Origin of the sequence: Paenibacillus sp. P2(2022) (genome assembly GCF_029522175.1) — a bacterium.
Lineage (GTDB): Bacteria > Bacillota > Bacilli > Paenibacillales > Paenibacillaceae > Paenibacillus > Paenibacillus polymyxa.
The window spans coordinates 823,641-840,091 of the sequence record NZ_JAKWFI010000002.1; the positions used below are offsets into that span (position 1 = coordinate 823,641).

14 protein-coding genes are annotated in these 16,451 nt (G+C 46.1%); 7 read left to right on the forward strand and 7 right to left on the reverse strand.

Annotated features, from left to right (window positions below):
- Positions 1–73: 73 nt before the first annotated feature.
- Positions 74–2,164, reverse strand: coding sequence for an ABC transporter ATP-binding protein (locus tag MMB75_RS11150; protein ID WP_045243839.1), 2,091 nt, complete (start codon positions 2,162–2,164; stop codon positions 74–76).
- Positions 2,164–3,921 (reverse strand): ABC transporter ATP-binding protein, encoded by a 1,758-nt coding sequence (locus MMB75_RS11155; RefSeq protein ID WP_025364676.1) that lies wholly within the window; start codon positions 3,919–3,921, stop codon positions 2,164–2,166. Before MMB75_RS11155 ends, MMB75_RS11150 begins: the two co-directional genes overlap by 1 nt.
- Positions 3,922–4,506: 585 nt before the next feature.
- On the opposite strand from MMB75_RS11155, the gene MMB75_RS11160 reads away from it, so the two are divergent.
- Complete coding sequence (locus MMB75_RS11160; RefSeq protein WP_016821022.1) at positions 4,507–4,809, forward strand: HesB/YadR/YfhF family protein; 303 nt, start codon at positions 4,507–4,509, stop codon at positions 4,807–4,809.
- Positions 4,810–4,941: 132 nt separating this feature from the next.
- Here MMB75_RS11160 and MMB75_RS11165 read toward each other — a convergent pair whose 3' ends face one another.
- The 3 genes from MMB75_RS11165 to MMB75_RS11175 form a co-directional block, all read right to left on the reverse strand.
- Positions 4,942–5,454, reverse strand: coding sequence for a hypothetical protein (locus MMB75_RS11165; protein WP_013370774.1), 513 nt, complete (start codon positions 5,452–5,454; stop codon positions 4,942–4,944).
- A 139-nt stretch (positions 5,455–5,593) separates the two neighbouring features.
- Positions 5,594–6,037 carry a DUF441 domain-containing protein gene (locus MMB75_RS11170; protein WP_013370775.1) on the reverse strand — a complete coding sequence of 148 codons (444 nt, stop codon included), beginning with the start codon at positions 6,035–6,037 and terminating at the stop codon, positions 5,594–5,596.
- Between the two features lie 22 nt (positions 6,038–6,059).
- Positions 6,060–7,031, reverse strand: a complete 972-nt coding sequence (locus MMB75_RS11175; protein WP_025364677.1) for a YpdA family putative bacillithiol disulfide reductase — start codon at positions 7,029–7,031, stop codon at positions 6,060–6,062.
- 260 nt (positions 7,032–7,291) lie between these two features.
- Here MMB75_RS11175 and MMB75_RS11180 point away from each other — a divergent pair, with 260 nt between their 5' ends.
- The 3 genes from MMB75_RS11180 (at position 7,292) to MMB75_RS11190 (ending at position 9,879) form a co-directional block, all read left to right on the forward strand.
- Complete coding sequence (locus MMB75_RS11180; protein WP_013370777.1) at positions 7,292–7,888, forward strand: DUF2087 domain-containing protein; 597 nt, start codon at positions 7,292–7,294, stop codon at positions 7,886–7,888.
- Positions 7,889–8,360: 472 nt separating this feature from the next.
- Positions 8,361–9,458 carry a ribosome small subunit-dependent GTPase A gene (gene rsgA, locus MMB75_RS11185; protein WP_025364678.1) on the forward strand — a complete coding sequence of 366 codons (1,098 nt, stop codon included), beginning with the start codon at positions 8,361–8,363 and terminating at the stop codon, positions 9,456–9,458.
- A gap of 82 nt (positions 9,459–9,540) precedes the next feature.
- Positions 9,541–9,879, forward strand: a complete 339-nt coding sequence (locus tag MMB75_RS11190) for a L,D-transpeptidase (protein ID WP_016821026.1) — start codon at positions 9,541–9,543, stop codon at positions 9,877–9,879.
- 31 nt (positions 9,880–9,910) lie between these two features.
- Here MMB75_RS11190 and MMB75_RS11195 read toward each other — a convergent pair whose 3' ends face one another.
- Positions 9,911–10,933, reverse strand: coding sequence for a flagellar motor protein MotB (locus MMB75_RS11195; protein ID WP_230681838.1), 1,023 nt, complete (start codon positions 10,931–10,933; stop codon positions 9,911–9,913).
- Positions 10,934–11,148: 215 nt separating this feature from the next.
- Here MMB75_RS11195 and MMB75_RS11200 point away from each other — a divergent pair, with 215 nt between their 5' ends.
- Complete coding sequence (locus MMB75_RS11200) at positions 11,149–11,298, forward strand: hypothetical protein (RefSeq protein WP_016821028.1); 150 nt, start codon at positions 11,149–11,151, stop codon at positions 11,296–11,298.
- Between the two features lie 128 nt (positions 11,299–11,426).
- Here MMB75_RS11200 and MMB75_RS11205 read toward each other — a convergent pair whose 3' ends face one another.
- Positions 11,427–11,666 (reverse strand): hypothetical protein, encoded by a 240-nt coding sequence (locus tag MMB75_RS11205; protein ID WP_013370782.1) that lies wholly within the window; start codon positions 11,664–11,666, stop codon positions 11,427–11,429.
- 389 nt (positions 11,667–12,055) lie between these two features.
- Between MMB75_RS11205 and MMB75_RS11210 the strand changes: the two genes are divergently transcribed.
- Together MMB75_RS11210 and essC are read left to right on the forward strand one after the other, a co-directional pair.
- Complete coding sequence (locus tag MMB75_RS11210; RefSeq protein WP_013370783.1) at positions 12,056–12,376, forward strand: hypothetical protein; 321 nt, start codon at positions 12,056–12,058, stop codon at positions 12,374–12,376.
- A 67-nt stretch (positions 12,377–12,443) separates the two neighbouring features.
- Positions 12,444–16,439 carry a type VII secretion protein EssC gene (gene essC, locus MMB75_RS11215; protein WP_025364680.1) on the forward strand — a complete coding sequence of 1,332 codons (3,996 nt, stop codon included), beginning with the start codon at positions 12,444–12,446 and terminating at the stop codon, positions 16,437–16,439.
- The last annotated feature ends 12 nt before the right edge of the window (positions 16,440–16,451 follow it).

The window sequence follows — 16,451 nt, forward strand, 5'->3', positions numbered from 1 at the left end:
TCCCCAATATGAATGGAGACCGCTGGCTTTTTCATGCTAAATATTAATTGTTATCCCCAGGCTCTAGTATTATTTAAGCTTTAAATGCGACTTTACCTGTAAGCAAGTCATTTTGCGCAGAAGGTGTAGCTGAGGAAGACGCAGATTCTGCTGCAACCGTTCCTGACTGAAGCTGATACATTTGGAAGTAACGTCCACCCTGGGCCATAAGCTCGTCATGGCTACCCCGTTCAACAATTTCACCCCGATGCAGCACCAAAATTTGGTCTGCACTACGAATGGTGGACAAACGGTGGGCAATGATAAAGGTCGTACGTCCCTTTTTGAGCACTTCAAGAGCAGATTGGATGAGCGCTTCCGTTTCGGTATCAATATTGGCGGTAGCTTCATCCAGAATTAAAATGGCCGGATCAAAGGCTAACGCGCGAGCGAAAGAAATAAGCTGACGTTGCCCGGCGGATAAGGTGCTGCCTTTTTCAATAACAGGCTCATCAAATCCTTGGGGCAAATGGGCTAGCAGTTTGTCGGCTCCAACGTCATTCAGCGCTTTATTCACCTGCTCTCTCGTAATTCTACTATCTCCGAGACTGACATTAGAGGCTACCGTACCTGTGAACAAATATGGGTCTTGAAGCACAATACCCATATGATGGCGAAGCCATTGCTTAGGAATACTTTTGACAGGCGTTCCGTCAATGGTGATCGTTCCTTTTTGCGGATCATAGAACCGGAATAGCAGGTTGATAATCGAGCTCTTACCTGATCCGGTATGCCCGACAAGAGCAACCGTTTGGCCGGGCTGTGCTGTAAAGGAAATATGCTTAAGCACATCATCCTTTTTGTAGGCAAAGGAAACATCATTAAATTCTACCTGGCCTTTGTAACGCGGCATCGTACCATCTGTCACCGGCTCTCCAGTTTCGTCCATCAATTCAAATACGCGTCCTGAGGATACGATGGAAGTATCCAGTACGGCGAGCTGGTTGACCATCCCCGTTATAGGTTGGAACAATCGACCCAGCACATCGACGAAGGCATACAATACCCCTAGTGATATCGCACTACCTGTAGTACCAAGCGCCGCAGATCCAAAATACCACAACACGACAGCGAAGGCGAGGTTTCTCAACACGTTGACCAAATTGTGCGAAGTAAAAGCGTTCAAATTCAGCATTTTATTCTGATGCTTCATATAGTCATCATTTAACTCTTCAAACTCTTGCTGTGTTTGTTTCTGATGCCTGAATACACGAATAATGGACATCCCCTGAATGGATTCATTAATAATCGCATTAATCTCGCTGAGCCTGGATCGGATGATCGTGTTATAGCGGGTTGCAACCTTGCGGTACAATACAATCCATAAGATCAGCAACGGTACAATAAATAGAGAGATAAGACCCAGTCTGAAATCCAGTAGAAAGAGTGCCACATATACCCCTGTCATCGTTACAATCCCTGAAGTGAAGTTTGAGAGTACAGCCACAAACAAATCTTTGACTGCCTCCGTGTCATTCGTAACACGGGATACGACCTTGCCTGCGGGTAAGTTATCAAAAAAGTAAACTGGCAAGCGCTGAATGTGTGCATAGAGATCAAGCCGAAGCTTCTGAATGACTTTGTTCGCCGAGGATTGCAGCCAGTATGTTTTGCCGAACTCGGCAAAAATCGAAACGACTAAAAAGAAGCAATACCACCCAATCAGCTGAAAAATGCCGGGCATTTCCGGTTTGTAAAAGCTATACAGTTCATCAGCCGTTAGAGCCTTAGCTTTATAACGAAAGGTGTCGGAGCCGCGTGTCACGGTCAGCGTACCGTTCGTAAAGGATCGGTTACCATCCGCTACCTGGACGGAACCATCGACAAATACAAAAGATCTGCCGACTTGTAATATCCTCGCTTCGCGCCCTTTGGTCTCCCCGGCCTCAAAGCGATCTTCACGTTTAAAATGGGTTCCAGCATAACTTATAGTGCCGTCCACACTAGTCGTTTCATAAAATGGTTTTTCAATAGCGAGCATGTGGTCGTCAATCATCGTTTTGGCGATGAAGGGACCGGCCAGCTCAGCGGCTACTCCAATAGCCAGGGCGATGAGAGCGGCAATAAAACCCGCTTTGCTCGTCAGTGCATACTGGAACAGCCTTTTGCCGATATTGGGTTTCATTAGGATACCTCCCCTGAGGTCAGATCAGATTCCACTTGTTGCCGTTCATATTGTTGTCGGTACCATCCGTCAGCTTGAAGCAGCTCATTGTGGGTTCCTTCCTCAATAATACGTCCTTGCTCCAGCACGACGATCCGATCTGCATGCTCTACAGCCGATAGACGGTGAGTGGAGATCAAGGTTGTTTTACCCGAGCGTTTATGACGTATATTGTCAATAATACGTGCTTCCGTGCGGGCATCTACTGCTGATAGTGCATCGTCGAGTACTAGAATATCCGGATCACCGATAAAGGCGCGCGCAAGCGAAACGCGCTGCTTCTGACCGCCGGACAGGGCGATGCCTTTTTCTCCGACGAGTGTATCCAGCCCATCGGACAGGGTTCCCAGATCCTGATCAAAGGCGGCCGTACGAATCGCTTCCATGATGTAATCATCATCGGCCCCAGGCTTTCCGAACTGAATGTTCTCGCGCACCGATTTGGAGAACAAAATTTGTTCTTGCGGCACGTAGCCAATCCAGCTGTGTAATTGTTCCGCTGCAATATCCTCCAGCCGAGTGCCGGAGATTAAAATATCACCACTGCCAGTCGGATATTCATGCAATAGCTGTTTGAGCAAAGTGGATTTTCCACTGCCCGTTCGACCGACGACACCTAGTGTTTCTCCACGTTTGAGCTCCAGATTAACATGTGACAGATTGTCAACCGTGGAGGTAGGATAACGAAAAGTCACGTCTTTCATAGTGATGGATTCGGGATGATCCACTGGAACAGGTTGGGCTACATCCTGAACGTCTGGCTGGACATCGAGAGTTTCATTGACCCGGTCCAGGGAAGCGCTACCGCGCTGCATAATGTTAATCAGTTCGCCAATGGCAAACATCGGCCAAATCATCATTCCTAGATACATGTTAAAAGATACCAGTTCGCCTAGCGTGATATCGTTATGAAATACCAGATAAATACCATACCCGAGTCCGATAACGTAACTAAGTCCTACACATAAACGGATTGTTGGTTCAAAGAGAGCATCCATTCGGGCCACTGCCAAGTTTTTACGAAACACATCCTCAGTAATATCGGCAAAACGTTTTTCGTCCATTCGTTCTTGCACATAAGCCCGAATGACACGGATACCAGCCACCGACTCCAGCACCTGGTCGTTCATATCGCCAAATGCATCTTGTGCTAGTGTGTAACGCTCATGTACGGCTTTACCGTAAATACTCATGGCCAGCGCAATAAAAGGAAGGGGCAGAATGGCCGCCAGTGTTAGCTTCCAGCTAATCAGGGTGCCCATGGCAACCAATACAACGGTAAGGTAGACAGTGGAGTCCGTTAATGTCAACATACCGAAGCCTGCTGTACTTGCGACAGATCGAAGATCATTCGTGGCACGAGCCATCAGATCGCCTGTACGATTGCGTTCAAAAAATGGAGGGGTCATCCGCAGCAGATGATTCATAAAACGTGTGCGCAATAGGCGCTCCACCAGATTAGCACCACCAAACAGCTTGTGCATCCATATGTACGTAATGTAGTAGATGACGGCAAGAATGCCTATGATGTACAAAATATAACGCCAAAGCGAGGACCAGGAAATCGAACCGCGTACAATCTCATCAATGGCGCTGCCTAGCAGCCGAGGTGGAGCAAGCTCCAAAACGCCAACCGCAATCAGCAAAAACAATCCAATGGCGTATCGGCTTCGTTCTCTTTTAAAAAACCAGCCTAAATTTTTGAGTACTGAGAACAAGAGGAATCCCATCCTTTCATGTCAAGTTCATTCGAGAGTTGTGTACCATTTTGAAGAAACAACAGCGGCTTGTTGCCACAAGTACGATTCGGCAACAGGCGCAAAAAAGGCATACCGTCCGCAGACGATATGCCTTAAATCTCAATATCATATGGCGCGCAGGTATTTTCAGCACACTCACCACTGAAAAACTGCTCAAACGCAGGCAGCCACTCGTATTAAACCATACAACAGAAATGGCCCAATTCTTAAGGATGCGACAGGGGAGATGCTCCGGTATGAAGTTGTTTTGTTTGTAGATGTGGGTGAAATACAATCATAAATTTTAGCACCGGAAACACTCCTTTCTTCCTCAAAATTGGGTTATTCTTACATGAGTTATCGTTCAAATTGGTAATAAATTTCAAAATGGATCTCGTATGGTTGAATCTTAACACCCTTTTTTACGAATTGTCAAACCTTTTTCAAAAAAATGTATATGACTTGTCCAGGAAGCCGCATGGGGAGAGACGGTTGGTCGTTATTCCAAAAGATGCTATGATATAGTTAACAGGACGTCATTGTACAAGGAGATGAGCATAACGCATGAGCATACAGGTAACTGAACCTGCGGCACAGTGGTACATTAAGGAGCTCGGTTTGAATCGTGGAGATTCCATCCGTTTTTTTGTTCGCTATAGTTCCGGCGGTGGGTTGCATCCAGGCTTTTCTCTGGGAATTGCCGTAGAGCCTCCGCAGCACCCTGCATTACAGCATGAAGCGGCTGGCATTACGTTTTATATGGAGGACCAGGATTACTGGTATCTGAAGGGCCACCATCTGGAAGTTAAGTATTTGGAGGAACATGACGACATTATTTACACCTATGAAAAGGATGAACAAGCTTAATGCCTCCACGTTAAAAATAGTATGCCAGTAATGGTTTATGGCATGAAAAGCGGCGGAGTATCGTGTGGCAGGGGATGAACCTGCACATGATACTCCGCCGCTTTATTGTGGTTAGGGCAGGATGCCGTATTGTTATGGGTTGTTAAACATCGGACCATCGACTGCAAAATCAAAATCATCAATATCGTACACATGTACAGGTACGGAAGCTTCGATAATGCGGTGAATCCAGTCCAGTTGATCAGTCAGGATGGGTAATGCTTCACGCTGAGCTGTCAACACCAGTTCGGTTTCAATCGGATCAAAATATTCTCCGTAATGCGCCGTATCAACAGCATTAATGACAATGAGTGATGTATTGGCATCGAATAGGATTGGCAAGCTTTTCGCCCAAGGCATCTGAAGGGCACGCCGAATTTTTTTCTGATTCAACGGTTCTTCAAAATAACTGATCAGCTCACTTACCTTTCGCTTCACATGTTGATCGTCCATAGGGTTATCCATGAGAGGCTCTGTACTGTCCTGGAATTCGTACAGCTCTAGCAGTGATGTGTAAGGCACTATATATTCCACAGGGGCGGGAGATGTAAGCAGCTGGCCATATATAGCCACCATTACAGCTTCCGTTACAAATTGTCGAGACATCGGTCAAGCCTCCTGCATTTACCAAATTATGCGATTTGAGTATAACACAAAGCGGGACTGAATTCAGCCAGATATGCAGATTGCCATCATTCATTTGTATATTTGTTGAACGGCTCTTTTCAATCCTGTGTCTAGAAATTTAGGAGCGACCGATTAATAAGGAGAGCAGCCCGGCAGCAATCAGAGGTCCAACAGGAACCCCTTTAAAGAAGGCAACGCCAATGACGGTCCCGATCAGTAGACCTGTCACAATAATAGGCTGTCCGGACATCAAAGTTACTCCGCGGCCGCCAAGGTAGGCTACCAGAATTCCGATACCAATCGCGAGCAGGGACTTCCAGTGCAGGAAGGACTCTGTCACCTGATTGATGCTGATTTTACCGCTGGCTAGCGGGGTCATGACCCCAATCGTCAAAATAATAATTCCGATCGTCAAGCCATACTTTTCAAGCCAGGGGAAAGCAGTATGAAAGCTGGTTACCCGCAGCAGTAGTAGTACTACCATAGCAATCGTCACGGTTGAGTTGCCACTGATAATTCCAAGGCCAGCCAGTACCAGTAGGATAAGTGAGCTGTAATCCATTCAGTTGTTCTCCTTCGATCGTTTAACTTTGGATATGTTCGGCGATTTGACGCCCGTGCCAGCGACCTGTTTCGATAAACACTTCATTGGCATTGCTGCCTGAAGCGATAACTCCGGCGACATATATACCTGGGATGTTAGTTTCCATCGTGGCAGGATTAAATTCGGGTTTGTCCAGATCTTCAGCCATGTGGACGCCGACAGACTCCAGTAGTTTTCGTTCTGGGTGAAATCCAGTCAGTGCCAGTACAAAATCATTTTCGAGCTGGAATGCTTCTGTGCTCATCGGAGTGACGATGACATGGTCTGGATGAATTTCAGTAATGCGTGCGCCTAAGTGCAGCGTGATCTTCCCTTTTTGTACCATACTGTCGAACAATGGACGAACCCACGGTTTGATATATGGAGACAACTCATTACGACGATAAACCATATCAATCGTAGCCCCGACCCGCACCAATTCCATTGCAGCATCTACCGCAGAGTTACTACCGCCGATGACTGCGACCCGGGTTCCTGTATAGGGGTGGGCTTCGCTGAAATAGTGAGTGACTTTATCCAATTGTTCCCCGGGAATGCCCAGATAGTTCGGATGATCAAAATATCCCGTAGCCACGACGACATAGCGTGAAGAATAGCTCTTGGTTATTTCCCGTTTGCTTAGAGTATGTACGGTAAATGTACCGTCTTCCTGCCGCTGAATGGATTGAGCCTCCTCATAATGCTGAATGTCCAGGTTATAATGTGAGGCTACTTTGCGATAGTACGCAAGTGCTTCATGACGAAAAGGCTTGTCATTGGGAGTGCTGAACGGAACATCACCGATTTCCAATAGTTCAGCGGTGCTAAAAAACTGCATATTTGTTGGATACAGAAAAATGGAGTGAACGATGTTGCTTTTTTCAATAATGATCGTACGCAAACCTCTGCGGCTGCATTCGATTGCAGCGGATAGTCCGCAAGGTCCGCCACCGATAATGATTACGTCGTGCATTTGGATGAACCTCCAGTTGTATTAGTTTATTTCGTCAAACGGATCTCAGAATTGATGCAAATGGCTCAGTGTGTGAGAAGTTTTCAAATAATAATCCTACCGTAATGTGTGCACAATATCCAGCCGTTTTCAGAAAGAGATGATGGAAGGGAGAATTGACAGACACATTTGAAAAATATATAATTAGATAATTATCTATTTAGATTAAGCGAATTTGCTTGCATAGCAAATCTGTAGTAATGAAAAGAGGTGCAGTTACGGTGCAACTAGATAAAATGGTCAATTATCATAAAGCACTTGCGGACCCAACGCGTATGCGAATATTACTCCTTTTATCCCGTGGTGAGATGCATGGTCAAGCTTTGGCGAAAAAGCTAAATCTGTCACAGCCTACGGTTACGCATCATGCTTCCAAACTCCGAGAGGTCGGGTTGATTAAGGAACGCCGTGATAAAAACACAGTGTATTTTACACTGAACCCAGAGCTGATTCGGCAGCATGCCGAGGCGACAGTGCGTTTTATTTTTGAAAAAGGAGAGGAAGAGGAAGATATGTCCGAATTGAATGAAACGCTGGAAGCAACGGTTTTACGCAATTTTTTTGCCAAGGACGGCAAGTTGCGTCAAATTCCTGCCCAGTATAAGAAAAAATTGATCGTACTTCAGATGCTCGCCGAAAAGCTGGAGCCAGGGCGCATCTATCCTGAACGTGAACTAAACGAGTGGATCAAGCAATACCATGAGGATTTTGCGACGATTCGGCGTGAGCTGATCATGCATCAGTTTATGTACAGGGAGCGAGAAATGTACGAATTGAACCCGCGTGAAATGTGGACACGATGGGATCAGGTACGTTAAACAAAACTTGAAATAGTTTAAAATGTTTAGAATCAGCCTTGACAGACAATTGATGGACTTGTATGATAAAGGAAATTTTAGGAGGAGGCGATGTTATATGCGTACGAACATGAGTGAATGGGTTCAGCAGCAGAATGACTTGTCTCCCGCACGGACGATGCACGGCTAAAGACTGTTAGATCTATAGTCTTAGCTCAGCAGTTGGTTGGACAGTAGAACCAACGAAATCCGCAGGGAGTGATTCCCTGCGGATTTTTTTATGGTCAAGTGTTTTGTTATCCGGTTGTTGGTTTCGAAAGTAGTCCGTGTAAGACTGCTTGCATAAGTGAACGAACGGATCACATCGCTTGAGCTGTATACCTTCCGCAGGGGTTTCCCTGCGGATTTTTTGCGTTGTTTGCTTGCGGAGAGAAAAATGTACACCTATTGAGTAACACCAAAAAAAATTAAACATGATCTCAGGAGGAAAATAATGAGTATACATGAATACGGTTGGTCTGATTACTGGAACGGTTTGTGGGACCAATGGAAGCAAAACTATGAGGAACGAGCAGGAAACACGCAGATACGCCCTGCCCGCTTGATTGCCGATTATGGACAAAAGGTGAAGCTTATTACGATGGATGGGGAACGCTGGGGAGCCGCTTCAGGTAAGCTAAGACATGCTATTGTTGACCCGGCGGAAATGCCGGCTGTAGGGGATTGGGTGGCCATCACCACGTCGGACGAAGTATCGGATGCAGTAATCCATGCTGTCTTGCCACGCAAAAGCCAAATATCTAGACAGGCCGCAGGCTTTGAGACGAAGGAGCAACTGATCGCGACCAATGTAGATACGCTTTTCCTTGTTAATGCGCTGAATCATGATTTTAATATGCGCAGATTAGAACGGTACTTAATCATGGCCTGGAATAGCGGAGTAAACCCGGTTGTCGTGTTGAGTAAGAGTGACCTTTGTGAAGATGTCGAACAGCGGGTTGCAGAAGCGGAAGGAGTTGCTCCTGGAGTACCCGTTATCGTAATTTCTGCTTTGCAGAACGAAGGCAGAGAGCAGCTGGAGGCGTTCCTTGAGCCTGGGTGTACGGTTGCTTTGACTGGCTCTTCCGGTAGTGGCAAATCCACAATAGTGAACTGGCTATCCGGGGCTGAAGTTCAACTGACACAGGATGTGAGGGAGGAAGACAGCCGAGGCAGGCATACAACCACACACCGACAGCTTTTTCCCATTGCAAAGCAAGCCGTTCTGCTCGATACACCCGGTATGCGCGAGCTTAATCTATGGGATGATTCCACGGGTGTAGCTCATACCTTTGCTGATATTATGGAAACAGCTCAGCAATGCCGTTTTGCCGATTGCAAGCATAAGGGAGAAGCTGGATGTGCGGTGGAGGAAGCTATCCAAAGAGGGGAATTATCTGAATCCAGAGTGAACAATTATCGCAAGATGCAGCGGGAACTGGAATATCAGGCACGCAAGGAAGCAGACCGACGTAGAAAAGATAGCCGTTCAAGTACAACTCCGGGCCGCAGGGATCAGCGAGGTGGTTGGCGACGTGATGTGGAGTGGTAAGGCGAGCTGTCATGAAACATCATTTGTAGAAATTTAAGAAAATCTATGTGGTAGTCGGCATATGGTGTAGAGGGGTGAACATATGCCGAACTACAGCATTGTGGTGGATTTATCGGATCGTCGTCTATATTTAAAAGATGGAAGTCAGATCGTTCTTAGTTATCCAGTCGGTATTGGGAAGGTGGCTACACAAACACCGCATGGGCATTTTACGATTATTAACAAACAGCCCAATCCGGGCGGTCCTTTCGGAGCGTTCTGGATGGGGCTGTCCAAGCCGCATTATGGCATTCACGGCACCAATGAGCCATGGTCCATTGGCAAGTTGGTGTCACATGGCTGCATTCGAATGCATAATAAGGATGTACTGGAGCTTCAAGAGAAGGTAAGTATAGGGACGCCGGTCACGATACAGCCATAACAGCTAGATGATATAGGATTCCTTTGGCTGCCTAGTACGATTTGGGTTGAATTTGGACACGGGCTTCAATCCGTTTGGAGCCCTTTTTGTCGTCTGCGGATTTAACTAATGATCCCGCAAGACGCTCTCCTTTTGTACCATAAGCCTGTTTGGCGTTGATCCACATATCTTCGTTCGGCTCGAAACTTATGACCAGGGTGTAGCGGTTGGCAAGGCTCGGCTTTTTGACCCTCATGCTGAAGGAACCATCAGGCATGACCTTGGTTTGATCATCGTAGCCAAACTGCCATCGTCCCGGAAAATCAATTGTGAGCTTGACGTCCGAACCCTCGAGCAAATTGCTGCGCGCATATACGTGATAATAATTTCCTTTTTGCCTCACATCGGGCTTAATCCACACTTGAGGATTACCGTAGTCCTTTGGTTTGTTCCAGACAGGCTTAATTAGAGGGACATGGCGGTCTTGTTCAGGATCAAACTCAGCACCTATCCGAATTTCTTGCAAAAGTTGTTCGTTTTCTTCGTATTGATATACATAAGGGCCTTCTAATTTGTTGCCACCACTACCATACAGATTTCGTATTTCTTTGTCTTGGTCATCTGGACGGAACAGAACAGTCAGATCCATACTCCCCTGTATACCAGGTCGGTGCACTTGGAGTATAAAACTTCCGTCCTTTTGAATAGTTGTCTCGTCCGTATATCCGGTTAACAGAGAGTTTTTGACTGCAAGATTCCCTTTGATCCGTGCTCCAGCCGGCAGATTGGAATGCCCTGTAACCTTCACTGTATTTTTATCTATACTTACGTCACCTGATATTTCGACATAGCTGCTGCCTTGCTGGTGGACAGGTGCATCGTTGGCAGCTCGTTCATCAAGGGATGATGCAGCTTGGTTCGGATTACCTGTCACGGTATAGGCACGTGCTTCAGCTTCGTGTTGGGCCATACTTCGAGTTGAGGCTTTCTCCCTGCTGCATGCAGCCAGCATAGTTAGGATGAAGAACATACATAAAAGGTTCCAGCTTATTTTGGTCATTATGTGCTTACTCATGGTTTTTGCTCGCTCCTTGTCCGTAGCTTCCAGGCTAAACTGATAAAACTTTCGAAACTTTATGTATTTACCCTATTTAAAGGGTATGTAATCCCGCCTGCTTTATCCTAGTCAAATCGTACGTGTTTAAACAACAGATGGAATGGTTAAAAATGGATAGCCGGATCATCCCCTTGAAAAGCAGGGGCAGCTTGCTGTAAAGGAGCCTGAGTCATATGTCCATTGACCGTTTTATCTTAAAAAAGCTGGACAACTGCCGGGAAGAACATACACGCGCTAATTTACTAGAACTGTTTAGAATACGAATTGAGAAGGCGCAGAAAAAGGAACGAGGCGGTAAAAAAGGTTATCGCAGAATACTATAAATAGAGTCTGATCAAATGCATAGGCTGCGGTAAGTCACATGTAGCATGTTTCGTAACCGCTGATATGGAGAGGGTGCTGAAATGCCCCTCTCTTTTTTGTGTCTAATGCAAACAAAAAAAAGTCCCTCTTAATAGAGGGACAATGCCAATGAATCATTTTCACTAACGCTATGCAGGATGGCTTCACAACCGACAATCTCTATACTGATCAAAGAGTTAAGACATTTTTGAAGGGCACGCTTGCCACTGGAGATTTTGTTCTCCAAAGTATTACTTAGAAGTTTTAAGGTTTTTTGTACCGGTTGCTTATTTTCTTGATTGAAGTATACGGGAATACGTTTGTTTTGAAATGTAATTAATGTTCTCACAAAAATCACCTCACCTGAGTTATTTCATGGCTTTATTGTAGTGCCCGTTTCTTAAAATTACCTTAAAAACACCTTATAAAAACATAAAGGTCTGAAAAATTTACAAAGTGTTCACAACAATTTGGGTAACAATCGAATTTAGTTCTACCTAATCGACAAAATGACGTAAGCACGCAAATGAAATTTGTAAATCCCTATTTTTGATTCATATGACTCTACTATTAATTTTAAGTATGACTATAGTCACCGTTTTATTTTGAGCGTGGGCATTTTGTGACAAATTGACAGTCTAATAGGCGGATGCTACAGTTACGATAGCCATATTTCCGTAGAAATAGGCTTTTTGCGTGAGTATTGCTGTATAAATCAAGGATCGGGAGGGATGACAGATGATCCTGACCGTGCTTTCAGGACGACAGGAAACAGAGTGGTTTGATATTGAGGTGGCAGATGAATACTCGGTAGAACATTTAAAATTGATGCTGGGTGTGCGTATTTTTGGTGAGCCTCCGGCTGAAGGCATGCAATATATTATGGAAGCAAAGTTCCCGGAAGGGCTTTGGTTCAGAGTGGAGGATAACCAGCTACTCACAGGAGCAGGCTTACGGGAAGGCTGCACCGTGCGCATTCAGCGAGCTTTTTCGACAACTCAGGACGAGGCGCCTGTATATGGAAGGCGTTCTTTGTTTCAAACTGAAAAAAATGGGTAAATACACACATGAAATAATATGAAACCTTGGTAAAATGAAATAGTAAGCGAAAAGGGGGACTTTTGTCTTGAATGTATTATACCAGCGATCCCCGAGATTAAGACCGGCCCTCCGAGAGGAGAAGCTAGAGATTTTACGGCCTCCGGCTGAGCCGAGCAAGCCGTCTTTTTCTATTATATCTATACTTATTCCGTTAATGATGACGTTGGTGACTATAGGCTTTTATGTATATATGAGCAGAACAGGCAAGATGGGCAACAGTAACTATTTGATGTTCCAGATGGTCACGGTGGTCATGATGCTTACATCTTATACGATTCCTTTTTTCGTCTATTTAAATAATAAGAAGGAATATAAGCGCAAGTTGGAGGAACGGGACCGCATGTACCGGGAGCAGCTCCAAAAGCATCGTGAAGAACTCAAAATGAAACGCGAAGAACAAGTTCGCACGCTATATGAAATTCACGGTGATCCGCAAATATGCACTCAAATCGTAAAAAACCGCAACAGTTCTCTTTGGGAACGATCACCGGAGGATGAAGATTTCTTGCAGGTACGTATCGGGACTGGACAAGTTCCCTTTCATATTAAACTGCAAATCCCACGACCTGACGGTTATGACCGAGATCCTTTGTTGGGAGCTGCAGATGAACTGGAAGAAGAATTTCGTTTGGTGGACGCTGCTTCCATTACATTGCCACTGTTTCAATCCAAAGTGATCGGATTGGTCGGCGAGCGGGAGCATACCCTGGCTGCGTTAAGAGTCATCTTGGCACAAGTAACGGTTCGTCATTCGCCAGATGAAGTGAAAATCGCCTCCTTCTATGATGAGCGAGAGGAAAGTGAATGGACTTGGATGCGCTGGCTCCCACATGTATGGGATGATGACCGAATCCAGAGAATGATGTCAGACCGCAGTAGTAGCGCCCATCAATTAGCTGACTTTCTGTTTGCTAGATTGAACCGTCGAAAAAATAATCGCAATGAACGTCAGGGCAAAGGGATGGAAGCCCCGTGTTATGTGATTGTTTTATCTGACACCCAACTGATTGAGGAAGAACCTTTGTTGCCGTTGTTGCTGGAGGACGGTCGAGCCATAGATGCGTGTACAATTGTGCTGGCTTCTCGTAAAGAAGCTTTGCCAATGCAGTGTCAGCTGATCGTGGAAGCTTCCAAGGAACAAGGTGTATACGCCCTTAAATCAGAATCGGCGGAGGTTGAACAGCAAAGTTTTAAACCGGATCGTTTGTCCAAAGAGGAAGCCGATGCACTGGCGCGGTACATGGCGCCTATTCGCTTGAAGCGTTCTTCGGCTTCTGATATTCCCGCTGTTCTGCCTCTTTTTGATATGATGAGTGTAGCAAGTGTGGAAGAACTGGATGTGGCAGACCGGTGGCGACGTAACCGCCATCCTGATACATTACCTGTGCCGATGGGCGTGCGGGCAGGCGGCAAAAAGATTATGATTAACTTGCATGATAAAATAGAGCGTCAAGGGCATGGGCCCCATGGCTTGATCGCTGGTACGACAGGTTCAGGGAAAAGTGAGGTTATCCAGTCTATCGTAGCCTCGCTCGCTGCTGAGTTTCACCCACATGATCTTGCTTTTATGCTGATCGATTACAAGGGTGGAGGCATGTCCAACACGTTCGTTAACTTGCCGCATGTTGTGGGTACAATCACGAACCTGGACAATAATTTGATTGAACGTGCTAAAATATCTCTTAAAGCAGAACTGGTTCGTCGACAAAAGATATTGAACGATGCAGGCAATTTACAGCATATTGATGAATATTACAGACTACTCCGGCAGCGGCAGGAACAACCGCTGCCTCATCTGGTTATTATTATTGATGAATTTGCACAGTTAAAGCGGGATCAGCCAGAGTTTATGGACGAGCTAATCAGCATTGCCGCGATTGGGCGGACATTAGGTGTCCATCTGATTTTGGCGACTCAAAAGCCGGCAGGTGTTGTCGATGATAAGATTTGGAGTAACTCCAGGTTCCGCATCTGCTTGCGGGTGCAAAGCGAAGGTGATAGCCGTGATATGTTGAAAATACCGAATGCCGCGTGGATAACGAAGCCGGGACGAGGATATTTTCAAGTGGGTAGCGACGAAGTGTTTGAAGAAATGCAATTTGCTTGGAGCGGTGCGCCGTATATAGGCAACAGAGACATTTCTTCTGCCTTACCTGTTCATGAAGTGAGACTGAACGGCAAACGTGAAGCGCTATTGACGGGCGGAGAACGGGCAAGCTCAGGCTTAAAAGGAGAAGAAGCTCCTAAACAGCTTCAAGTATTTATTGATTATATTGCAAAAGAAGCAGCTAAGGCAGGAATCGAACGTCTTCAGGGACCGTGGCTTCCGCCGCTGCCAGAAATGTTGGATTTAACTAATCTACCGCAATGTACCGAAATAGATAGTACATCATCATCGTTGGAGCTGAAGTCTCTTATTGGGCTGGTCGATGATTTGCCGAATCAACGCCAGGAGCCGATGTATGCGTCGCTGGATCATGGTCATTGGGCTGTGTATGGCATGCCGGGCATGGGGAAAACGACCTTTTTGCATACGTTGCTGATGTCCACGGCACAGCGTTACGCTGTGAATCATTGGAACGGTTATATCATTGACATGGGTCGAACCATGCGCGACTTTGGAGAGCTTCCACAAATCGGTGCTGTTATGATGGCAGAGGAGGATGACCGGATTAAACGGTTGTTCCGCTATTTGTTCAAGATGGTGGCCCTACGCAAGGAAATGCTTTCTGAGGCTGGCGTCAAAACAATAAGTTCTTTTCGACGTTCTGCTGTTGAAGATGTGCCGCAAATTGTCGTAGTTATTGATGGATATCTTAATTTTCGTAATGCGTATCCGGATGAAAATGAACTGCTGGAATCACTCTTGCGTGAAGGAGGCAGTCTAGGCATCACCTTCATCATTACAGCGAACCGGATTACCGATGTGTTTGAGAAGTTCCGCAGTAACATACCTAATGCTGTTTCTTTCGAATTGGCTGATCCTAGTGACTACTATTATGCGGTAGGACGACCGGCCAAAACACCAGGACCTTTAATTCCGGGCCGGGCTCTGGTTAAAGGGCATGTTCCTCCGCTGGAGTTCCAGACGGCACTGCCTTCACCAGGAGAAGATGAAGCGGAACGATCAGCACAACTACGTCGCAATATCGCTGGTATTGCGCAGGGATGGAAGGGTAAGCACGCACCGGCCATTCTCCCATTGCCTGAGCGGATTCCGTTGCTGGAACTGCTTCAGCAGTGGGATCGGACGAGTGGACCATCAGGTGCGCTTCCTTACGAAGTACCTGTAGGCCTACAGAGTGACGATCTTGAGCCTTTTCTCCTAAATTTAAAAGAAGGGCCTAATTTTATCGTAGGTAGTCCAATGGAGGGTGGAAAAACCTCCTTCCTGATGAGTTGGATTATATCGCTCGCTTATTACACCTCGCCAGATCAAATGCAAGTCTATACGATCGATACACGCTATGGAGGTGGGGGACTATCCCGATTACGGCATCTTCCTCATGTCAAGGTTGCTGCCGAAAGCGAGGAAGAAATGGGACCTCTGGTACAACAGGTGCATGATATCGTTCAACAACGGAGCAAGGATGGAAATGATCCCGAACTGCTCCTGGTCATTGATGATGCGGATATGTTAAGCAAGCAACTGAACGATTTTATGATAAAGGATCAGCTTTCCGCCATTGTACGGTTGGGACGTGATCGCAATGTGCATGTCGTGCTATCGGGTGTGCCAGCTGATTTTCCTACCTTTGGTGTGGACTGGTTTAATGATGTCAAAGCAAGCCAAAGCGGTATGCTTTTTGGAACACTGGATTCGAATGATTTATCGTTCTTTCGTATCCCTTATTCAGAAGCGAATGCCGCTGCTGGTGGCCTAAAAGTCCTGCCTCCTGGGCAGGGATACTACGTACGACGCAAATTTACCAGGATAAAAGCGGCGATTCCCTTCTCAGAGCAAATGAGTTGTGAGGATTGGATAACGAAAATTCGTGACCGATGGCATGTTGTAGTTTGAAGGGAGGTGGCT